The following is a 5,474-nucleotide window of genomic DNA, read 5'->3' on the forward strand; positions in this document are numbered from 1 at the left end:
CCCTCTCTCTTTGAGAGAGGGAGGGGCCCGCCGCGCAGCGGTGGGAGGGTGAGAGGTTTCGCCGCTAACAGGCAAACCCCAAGCCCTATTCAAACCGCAGCTCTGACCACCGCGCCTCATCCGGAAAGAGTGTAACCTCTCACCCTCCCACGCCGATGGCGTGGACCCCTCCCTCTCTCTCAGAGAGAGGGATCAAAGGACAAAGAAAAAGGCGCGGCCCTTGCGAGCCGCGCCTTTCGATCTTTCAGCCGTCCAAGAAGGACTACTGCAGCTTGCTGCCGATCTGGCCGATGGCCGCGTCGAGCAGGGGGTCGGCGCCGGTTCCGACGCGGGCCAGGAGCACCGCCTCGGCCGCCTGGGCGGCGAGGTCGACGGCCGCGGCCTTGACGTCCGCGGCGGCCTGGGCCTCCGCCTGGGCGATCTTGCGTTCGGCCATTTGGGCGCGGCGCGTGATCTGCTCCTCGAGCTTTTCCTTGGCCTCGGCCGCCAGACGGACCGCGTCCGCCTTGGCCGCCTCGAGCATGGCCGAAGCCTGGCGCTCGGCTTCCTCGCGCTGGGCCTTGACCTCGGCGAGCAGGGCTTGCGCCTCCTCGCGGAGCTTCTGGGCTTCGTCGAGTTCGGCCTGGATCTTGGCGGCGTAGCCGTCAAGCGCGCCGAACAGGGCGCCCGGCAGGACCTTCAGAACGACCAGCAGGCCGAAGAAGATCACCAGGGCGACCAGCACCCAGAACTCCGGGTTGGAGAAGCTGAACAGGGATTCGTGTTCCATGGTCCGCTACTCCTTAGGCCAGAGCCGTCTTGAGCTCGGCGGCCGAAGCCGCCTTGCCCGTCAGCTTCTCGACGATCGCGCCGGCCGTCTCCTCGGCCACCGTGCGGACGTGGCTCATGGCCTCGTCGCGGGCGGCCTGGATCGAGGCTTCCGCCGCGGCCAGCTTTTCGGCCAGCACGGCTTCTTCCTTGGCCTGGCGCTCGGCGGCTTGCGCCGAAGCCTGGGCCTTGGCGTCCGCCGCGGTCTTCTGGGCCTTGGCGCGAGCCTCGGCCACCTCGGCGGCGGCCGCGCGGGCCTGCACCTCGGCTTCGTCCTTCAGACGACGGGCGTCGGCGATGTCGCCGGCGATCTTGGCGCCGCGCTCGTCGATCGCGCCGCTGACGCGGGGCAGCAGGCCCTTCGACAGCACGATGTAGAGAACGGCGAAGATGAGCAGCAGCCAGACGATCTGACCGCCCCAGTGCTGGAACTGGAGCTGCGGAAGACCGCCGCTTTCGTGTCCGGGGGCTTCAGTCGTCGCGACCGTGCCGTGATTTTCCGTCGCCATGGGCGAGGGCGCCTCTCAGCTAGCGCCTGCGGCCCGAAACGGGCGAGCAGGCTCGGTTCTTAAAGATCAAAGCGCGGCGAAGGCCGGGAACCGACCGCCGCCGCGCTCAGAGGATTACGAGAAGAGGATCAGGAAGGCGATGACCAGGGCGAAGATGCCCAGGGCTTCCGTCAGCGCCATGCCGAGGAACAGCATCGGACGCTCTTGAGCGGCGGCGGTCGGGTTACGCAGCGCGCCTTGGAAATAGTTGCCGAACATGACGCCCAGGCCGATGCCCGCGCCGATCATGCCGAGCATGGCCAGGCCAGCGCCGATGTACTTAGCGGCTTCCGCTTCCATTGTGAGGCTCCTTGAGAATTCAGAGATAGGTTGAAGAGAAAAGGGTGATCAGTGGCTGTCGAGGTGCACGACGTCGTTGATATAGACGCAGGCAAGCACCGCGAACACGAAGGCCTGCAGGAAGGCCACCATGAACTCGAGGGCCGTCAGGGCGACGACGGAGGAAAGGGCCAGCAGCGAACCGGCCCAGCCGATCGCACCGAGACCGCCGAGGGCGATCACGAAACCGGCGAAGATCTTCAGCACCACGTGGCCGCCCAGCATGTTGCCGAAAAGACGAAGACCCAGGGTGATCGGACGGATCAGGAACGACAGGATCTCGATCGGCACCAGCAGGAAGTACAGCGGCCACGGCACGCCCGACGGCGCGAACAGCTTGAAGAACTTCAGGCCGTTCTTGGCGAAGCCGACGGCGACCACGGTCAGGATGACCATCAGGCCCAGGGTCAGGGTCACGGCCAGCTGCGAGGTGGCGGTGAACACCAGGAACATGCCCTGCAGGTTCATGAACAGCACGAACGCGAACAGGGTGAAGATGAAGGGCAGGAACTTCTTGCCGTCGTGGCCGATGATCGACTCGGCCAGGCCGTCGACCAGTCCATAAAGCATCTCGCCCACGGTCTGCAGGCGGCCCGGAACCACGGCGCGACGGGCGGCGACGGCGTAGAACGCCACGACCAGGGTCGCGGCCAGCAGCATCGCGGCCACCGAATTGGTGATCGACAGATCGATCGGAAGACCGAAGACGTTCACGGTGGGCAGTTCCACGACCTTCTGGATCTGGAACTGGTGCATCGGATCGGCCATCGGCCCTAGTCTCTCTTCTGCTTGGGGGCGGTGGACCCGCCTCCCGTGTGTACATCCTCGGCCTGGGCCTTGGACGCCTGCGCGCTCAGTTTCGTCGCCTTGCGGACGACGGAGAATATCGCGAGACCGGTTCCGATCAGCAGACCGCCGACCATTCCCCAGGGCCCCGTACCGACGTAGTGGTCGAGCAGCCAGCCGAAGCCCAGCCCCACCAGAACGCCCCCGATCAAATCCGCCAGGAGGCGATAGCCGTCCTGGGAAGCCTTCTCGTCCGCCGCCTTGGCGGGCTTTTCCGCCGCCTTCCGCGCCTCGAAAGCGTCGAGCCGAGCGTCCAGGCTCTTGAAAGCCTCGTCGTTCGGTTCGTCGGCCTTGGGCATGGGAAGCGGTCAGGTCCGAAAGCGCCCGCAGACGCGCCTGAAGAAGGCGCTTTTTCGGCCGGCTTGATCGCGGCGGAACCTATAGGGCGCGCTGCGGTGCGTCAAGATTGTGGAGAAACTGCACAAGACACTGTTTTGACGAGGGAATTTCCGCAGGGTCAGCCAATCCGCGGAATCTGGGTCTCCGGGACGGCCCCGCCGCTGGCGATACCCCCGGCGCGCGACGATCCGTCCGACGAAGAGCGTGGCGGCTCCAATTGCTTTTTTCGCCGTTTTGGGGTTTAGGAGGCGCGCCTCTCCAACAGCACGAAGATTCATGTCCTACCTGAAGAACACCGGATTCGCCGATCGCATCACCGCCCAGCAGGAAGCCAAGAAGGCTATGCTGGCCAAGTTCAAGCCGAAGGCCGCCGTTCAGGATCCTGATTTCGACAAGCGCGATGAACAACGCGCCGCCGAGCTGGAAGCCGTTCGCGTCGCCCGCGCCGAAGCCAAGGAAATCGCCCGCCTCGAAGCCCTGGCCCGCCAGGAAGAGATCGCGGCCGTCAAGCGCGCCGAGCGTAAGGAACGCAAGGCCGTCGAAGCCGCCGAGCAACGCGTCCGCAAGGAAGAAAAGGCCGCGGCCCGCGAAGAGCTGAAGGCCCTGGGCCGCAACAGCAAGGCCTCGCGCGCCCACCAGTGGGCCCACCTGATCGGCTGATCCGAACGATGGGGAGACGTGCTGTCGGCCGCCTCCCCTTCCTTCACCCGCCGCCTGCCGCCGCCCGGCTCCCGGGCGGCTTTTCGCGTTTGTAGGGATCGCCATGGAACATCTGAGCGTCCAACTGCTCGTCATCCTGTTCGGCGTGGCCTTCGTGGCCGGGACCCTGGACGCCATCGCCGGCGGCGGCGGCCTGATCACCCTGCCGGCCCTGCTGCTTTCCGGCCTGCCGCCGATCGCGGCGCTGGGCACCAGCAAGCTGCAGAGCACCTTCGGCTCGGTCTCGGCCACCCGGGCCTTCGCCAAGCGCGGCCTGATCGACTGGAAGACCGCCTGGCCGATCGGCCTGGCCGCGGGCCTGGCGGGGATCGCCGGCGCCCTGTGCGCCAGCCTGCTTTCGCCGAAATTCCTGGCCGGCCTCGTGCCGGTGCTGCTGATCGTCATCGCCGTCTATTTCGGCCTGTCCAAGGCCCTGAAGGCCGAGGACGGCCCCGCCCGACTGGCCCTGCCCGCCTTCGCCGGCTTCATCGCGCCGATCATCGGCTTCTATGACGGCATCTTTGGCCCGGGCGCAGGGGCCTTCTACATGGTCGCCATCGTCACCCTGCTCGGCTACGGCGTGCTGAAGGCCACGGCCCACACCAAGCTGGCCAACGCCGCCAGCAATGTCGGGGCGCTGGCGCTGTTCATCCTCAAGGGCGCGGTGATCTGGCCGATCGGCCTGGCCATGGCCGTCGGCGCCTTCCTCGGCGCGCAGCTGGGCTCGCGCCTGGCGGTGCGGTTCGGCGCACGACTGATCCGGCCGCTGCTGGTGACGATCTCCTGCGCCATGGCGATCAAGCTGCTGGCCGATCCGAGCAATCCGCTGCGGCATGCGGTGGCGGGGCTTCCGGGCTAACCAAGCCTCTTCCACAAAACGCAGGGGGGCGATGGGAGGGATAGACCTCTTCCCCGTGAAATCCCCGCGAAAGCGGGGACCCAGGCTTTTTCTGAAGCCCGCCACGCTCGACGATAAAACACCTGGGTCCCCGCTTTCGCGGGGATTTTACGGATTGGGGTCCCTTTCAGGGGCTTCCGCCCTACTGCGCCGCCACCAGCTCCTCGGCGGTCGACAGATCCACGCTCACCAGCTGGCTCACGCCCCGCTCGGACATGGTCACGCCGAACAGGCGGTCCATCCGGCTCATGGTCACCGGGTTGTGGGTGATGGCGATGAAGCGCGTCAGGGTGCGGCGGCGCATCTCGTCGAGCATGTTGCAGTAGCGGTCGACGTTTGCGTCGTCGAGCGGCGCGTCGACTTCGTCCAGCACGCAGATCGGGGCCGGATTGGCCAGGAAGACGCCGAAGATCAGGGCGCTGGCGGTCAGGGCCTGCTCGCCGCCGCTCATCAGGCTCATGCTGGCCAGGCGCTTGCCGGGCGGGCAGGCGAAGATCTCCAGGCCCGCTTCCAGCGGATCGTCGCTCTCGATCAGCCGAAGCTCCGCCTGGCCGCCGCCGAACAGGGCCTGGAAGAGGGTCTGGAAGTGTCCGTTGATCACGTCGAAGGCGGCCAGCAGGCGTTCGCGCCCCTCGGCGTTCAGCTCCTCGATGCCGTCGCGCAGCTTGGCCACCGCGCCCGACAAGTCGGCCCGCTCGATGCGCATGGTCTCCAGGCGCCCGGCATATTCCTGGGCCTCCTCCTCGGCCCGCAGGTTCACCGCCCCGATGGCGTCGCGCTCGCGCTCCAGGGCGAAAAGGTGGGCCTCGACGCCGGCGGCGTCCTTCGGGACAGCCACGGCCTCGCCCGCCAGATGCCGGCCCAGGGCCTCGGGCTCCATGCGGGCGCTCTCGCGGATGTTCGAGGCGATCTCGGCGAAGCGTTCGCGGGCCCCGTCCAGGCGGGCGACCAGGGCGGCGCGGCGCTCGCGGGCCTCGCCGGCGGCCTGGTCGGCGGCG

7 protein-coding genes and 1 pseudogene are annotated in these 5,474 nt (G+C 67.4%); 2 read left to right on the forward strand and 6 right to left on the reverse strand.

All coding sequences use genetic code 11. The features are described from left to right. Window positions 1-262: 262 nt before the first annotated feature. The 5 genes from DMC18_RS21500 to DMC18_RS21520 form a co-directional block, all read right to left on the reverse strand. Window positions 263-769, reverse strand: coding sequence for a F0F1 ATP synthase subunit B (locus DMC18_RS21500; protein WP_110120042.1), 507 nt, complete (start codon window positions 767-769; stop codon window positions 263-265). Window positions 770-782: 13 nt separating this feature from the next. Continuing rightward, window positions 783-1,316 carry a hypothetical protein gene (locus tag DMC18_RS21505; protein WP_110120043.1) on the reverse strand — a complete coding sequence of 178 codons (534 nt, stop codon included), beginning with the start codon at window positions 1,314-1,316 and terminating at the stop codon, window positions 783-785. A gap of 114 nt (window positions 1,317-1,430) precedes the next feature. Further along, window positions 1,431-1,655 (reverse strand): F0F1 ATP synthase subunit C, encoded by a 225-nt coding sequence (locus DMC18_RS21510; RefSeq protein ID WP_108505567.1) that lies wholly within the window; start codon window positions 1,653-1,655, stop codon window positions 1,431-1,433. A gap of 48 nt (window positions 1,656-1,703) precedes the next feature. Beyond that, window positions 1,704-2,462: a F0F1 ATP synthase subunit A gene (locus tag DMC18_RS21515; RefSeq protein WP_110120044.1), complete on the reverse strand. Its 759-nt coding sequence runs from the start codon at window positions 2,460-2,462 to the stop codon at window positions 1,704-1,706. A gap of 5 nt (window positions 2,463-2,467) precedes the next feature. Continuing rightward, window positions 2,468-2,839, reverse strand: a complete 372-nt coding sequence (locus tag DMC18_RS21520) for an AtpZ/AtpI family protein (RefSeq protein WP_110120045.1) — start codon at window positions 2,837-2,839, stop codon at window positions 2,468-2,470. Window positions 2,840-3,155: 316 nt separating this feature from the next. Here DMC18_RS21520 and DMC18_RS21525 point away from each other — a divergent pair, with 316 nt between their 5' ends. Both DMC18_RS21525 and DMC18_RS21530 read left to right on the forward strand, forming a co-directional pair. Then, a complete protein-coding gene (locus tag DMC18_RS21525) occupies window positions 3,156-3,539 on the forward strand; it encodes a DUF6481 family protein (protein ID WP_110120046.1) in 384 nt (127 codons plus the stop codon). Between the two features lie 103 nt (window positions 3,540-3,642). Then, window positions 3,643-4,437 (forward strand): TSUP family transporter, encoded by a 795-nt coding sequence (locus DMC18_RS21530; protein ID WP_110120047.1) that lies wholly within the window; start codon window positions 3,643-3,645, stop codon window positions 4,435-4,437. Between the two features lie 181 nt (window positions 4,438-4,618). Here DMC18_RS21530 and DMC18_RS21535 read toward each other — a convergent pair. Continuing rightward, a pseudogene (locus tag DMC18_RS21535) lies at window positions 4,619-5,474 on the reverse strand (chromosome segregation protein SMC); the annotation flags it as partial.

It is taken from the genome of Caulobacter sp. D5 (genome assembly GCF_003185805.1).
In the GTDB taxonomy this organism is placed as follows: Bacteria; Pseudomonadota; Alphaproteobacteria; order Caulobacterales; family Caulobacteraceae; genus Caulobacter.